The sequence below is a fragment of the Spiroplasma sp. Moj genome (assembly GCF_016082285.1).
GTDB lineage: Bacteria > Bacillota_I > Bacilli_A > Mycoplasmatales > Mycoplasmataceae > Spiroplasma > Spiroplasma phoeniceum.
The window spans coordinates 7,245-11,548 of record NZ_MQTY02000021.1; the positions used below are offsets into that span (position 1 = coordinate 7,245).

The 4,304-nt window shown below is 24.9% G+C and carries 2 protein-coding genes; both read right to left on the reverse strand.

All coding sequences use genetic code 4. The annotated features are described in order from the left end of the window. Positions 1–2,983: 2,983 nt before the first annotated feature. Positions 2,984–3,493, reverse strand: a complete 510-nt coding sequence (locus BST80_RS01850; RefSeq protein ID WP_415745706.1) for a lipoprotein — start codon at positions 3,491–3,493, stop codon at positions 2,984–2,986. Between the two features lie 20 nt (positions 3,494–3,513). Then, complete coding sequence (locus BST80_RS01855) at positions 3,514–4,116, reverse strand: hypothetical protein (protein WP_415745707.1); 603 nt, start codon at positions 4,114–4,116, stop codon at positions 3,514–3,516. Between the last annotated feature and the right edge of the window lie 188 nt (positions 4,117–4,304).

Consider the following 4,304-nt stretch of genomic DNA (forward strand, 5'->3'; position numbering starts at 1 on the left):
ATGATTTTAATAAACAACCAATTAACTCAACTATATGAGCCAATAATGAAACACCTTTTGCGATAAAATTAAAAGATGAAAATAATAATGTTTATTGAAAATTAATTGATGGTGAAAACATTTATGATGTTAATAGAATGCTAGAATACTTAAATCAATATAAATTAAGTTATTTTATGAATAATGATAATAAAGCAGATAACTTTTATACAAAAGAAGTTAAAGTTGGTAAATATTGAGATGCTTATATGATTAATGATAGAAGTTCAATTCAATTTGGTGAGGCTAAATTTGAACAAGTATTTACTCAGCAATCAACTGAAAGACAATATACTTTATTAATTTTAGATGAAGATGNCGATAAATTAAATATTAATGATTATTATAATTTTTATAGTGTATTTAATGACCGTGGTTTAAATATTGGTGGTGGTGATATTAATTCTGCACCACAAGATAGACAATGATTATATCCATCAAATGTTATTAATTATTATTCACCATATGATGGTAGTTTTTTATGACAAGAAATTACATTTTCAAGTATTAATGACAAAATTAGTAATAGTGGTTTGGCAGTAAGACAATTTATTCAAACAAGTGCTCCAGGAGAGGGTTATTGTTTTCCTAAAATAACTTATGATGAAAAATTAAATAAAGGTATTGTTGAATTAGATGATATTTTATTAAAAGACCCTGGTNTTAGAGCAATGGCAGTTAAATTTTATGGTAATCCAATCTTTTTTGATATGCCAGTTATTGGTCGACCAATTATTAAAGGTCAATTTAATAAAAAAGTTATGAATTCACGAGATTTATTAATGTATAACATGTATCCTGCTCCTCCTGATAAAATAAATACTTATGCATCACCAGAAGTAAGTTGATATAACATTCAAGGGATTCAACCAACAATGATAACTGGTTATGAAGATTGAAAAAAAGATATGGAAAGTAGATATGNCTTTTGAAATCAAAAAAATAGTGAAGGTATTGTAATAACTGACTCCTCCACTACATCGGCAACTAATTCTAGTGTTGGTAGAAATATTCATAAAGAAGATAATGACTCTAAATTTTATTGGTCTAAAAATTGAATGATTACTCCACCAGATAAAATAAAAGTAAATAATGAAGATGTTAANNANNNTANAANTNNNANNNATGAAGATGTTAATNAATATAATTAGTACCCAAGCATCATCATATTTTAGAAGAAAAGATGAATTTGGTAATACTGTTGGACAAGTTCAAATTGAATATAATAAAATGGGTAAATGTAATGTTTGAGATATTTTAAATATGAATAATTTTATTAATCGCCAAATTACAGTATTACCTTTAAACTATACGCAAAAATTAGTATTTAATCCTTTTACGATACCAGGNGGAGTTGGTAANTTCTTAAACTTTATTTCATTTGGTATTCCATGAGGATGAGTAATTAATCAAAACGAAAAAACTTGACCTAATTTCCAATGACTTAATGGTTTTATGAGTTCTAGTGTTTATAGTTTCTATAATGATGCTTTTTGGTCTGAAAACTCAAAAGGTAAAGGTTATTTACCATTTGAAATTTTTAGAGAACAAGGCAATGATAAAGTTGGTGCTATCTTTGGANCAAATGCTACTAGTTTAGGTTTTACAACTTTATTAACTGATAAAATACAAGGTAATGTTTTAAAAAAAGATGGTAAACCAACTGAACGAATAACTTATTCAACTTATAATTTAAAACAATTAAATCCTAAAACTAATCGTATCTATTTAATTAATGAATTAGTAAGAGCAGTAGATGCACAAACACCAGTTAGTGATAGTGAAAAAGATAATGATTGCGAATTTTTACAAACACCAGNTGGGACAAATTGTAGTTATATTATTGATATGTTTTCAATNCAAGCNTTATATAAAGGTAATTTTGAAATTATCTTTTATGCTGATAACCCATATACCAATAATGAAGAAGATTATTTACGATTATCAGTATGAAGTTTTCGTGGAAAAACAAAAAGTACATTAAATAATTATTTACGCGATATGACAACTAATTATAAAACTAGTTTCTTATTACCACACGACTATGAAATACCAACATTTAATTATCCACAATATGTTCTCCCGCCAGTGCCATATAATTATCCAGAGTATACAAAAGATATTATGCCTTCTAATGTAGTACTACCATTATTAACTAAAATTACAGCACAAGCACAATGTAGAAAAGTTAATACTACATTATACCCTGATGTTAATTTGTTCTCTAATGAATTTAATGAAGGTTATTGTGAAACTGAAATTGATTTAAAACAAATTGACCCAACAATTCAAAGTATCGATAAATTTATTAGTTCTTATAAAACAATAGAAATAAGTAATCTTAATAATTTACAAGTTGAATGTGGACCACCTGAAATAGAAAATTTTATTCCTAATAAAAATGTTAATATTACTTTTGGGGGCGTTTCTGGGTGTACTAATAAAAATCCATTGTCTAGTATAAAATTACTAGAAAGTGGTCGTTCACAAACTGATAAAGTTAATTTTGATAATACAATAACTTTATATACAGATAATATAAGAGTAAATGATATTAAAACATTTTCTACTGCATATACTAATGGATTACCAAGTTATGATGATTATTTTAACAAATATATATCAAAAAATGAATTAACTATTAGAGTTTCTTTTACACTTAAATCAACAAAATTATTTAATAGTGATAAAGATGAAATTAAAAAAACAGAATTACAAGCATATTATACTAATGATATGAAATTAAAAATTAGATTTACAAAATTAATTCATGCAGAATTAATTTTAGGAGCAGATAGTTATTTAAGTTTTGGTAATGACAAAGATATTGTATTAGATGTTTCTAATCCAAATGTATTAGGTATTAGAAATAAAAGTAATAACCCTGTTAAAATTACATTTAAACCAAGATAAAAATGAAAAAGAGATTATTAAATCTCTTTTTCTATTCTCCATTAACTTTTACATTACCTTTATCATCAACAATTAAGTCAGGTCCAGTATCAGCTAAATTTCAACAATAAACTGATTTAAAATATGAACCATCATNGGCATATAAAGTATTATTTGTATTAATAATTCCGTCTTTAATTAATAATGTATAATAACGAAATCGTGGCGGTTTAAAAATAAGACTATATTTAACATAATTATCTATTTTTTTTNCATTATTTGTATCATTTAAAAATTTAATAATTCTTCAAGTATTATTTTTATTGCCACGCCATACCACATAATAATATTTATTATCAATATTATTAAATGGTCTTTCTTGTGGTGCTATTCATTCTAAATTATCTCTAATAGTTTGGTTCTTTGTATTTATTTTGTTTTCTTCTTTTAGTTTTTCTAATTCTTCGGGTGTATATTCTGCTATGTTATCACAAGCAACTAAACNAGCGGTACTTGTTCCAATTAAAGAGATTATTCCTAGAAAATTTAATAACTTTTTCATAAATTTTTATAATTAAATAATTAACAATTTATAGCAGCTACTGTAACTCCATAAAAAGTTCCTCCAACAGCGCCCGATATAAGACCAATTATTCCGCCCAAAACAGCAGCACCTATAGTACCTGGTCCCGGAGCAACTGATCCAAAAACAGCACCAGCAGTCATTCCTGTAAGCAATCCACTAACTAACCCGGCAGCAGCATTACCCGCCGTATTATCTCTAAGACTATTTACAACACATTCATTGGGATTAATACTATCGCTAATGCTAGCATTATTATTTAATTTAGTTTCTAAATTATTAACTTTATTAATTAAATTATCAATTTTATTTTTTAAATTATTAAACTGATCTATTAAATTTTGTAATTGAATATTTAATTTTAAAATTTCTAAATTATTATTTATAATTGATAAATCTTGTTTTAAAGAATGTACTTTATTTTGAAATTCTAATACAAATCTATTTTTTCAATTATTTTTATCTGTTAAATTCATTAATTTTAAAGTAGTATTTTCTTCTAAATTAATTTGATTTATTCAAGAATCAAAATTTGCTTTTCAATCTTTTAGTAAAGATAAATCTATTTTTATTACTTTATTATTTTTTATATATGAACCCAAAACTATATATATTAGAAGATTCTCCAGTAATTATTCCATTTTTTTGTTCATCAATTACTATAGAATTTACTTTTTCATTGATTTCTATAACGGGACGAAAACTATACATATTANNAAAATAAACTTTGCCAGATTTACCAATCATATATTTTTCTTCATCAAAATTGTTTAATCTAAATGTTGANNNC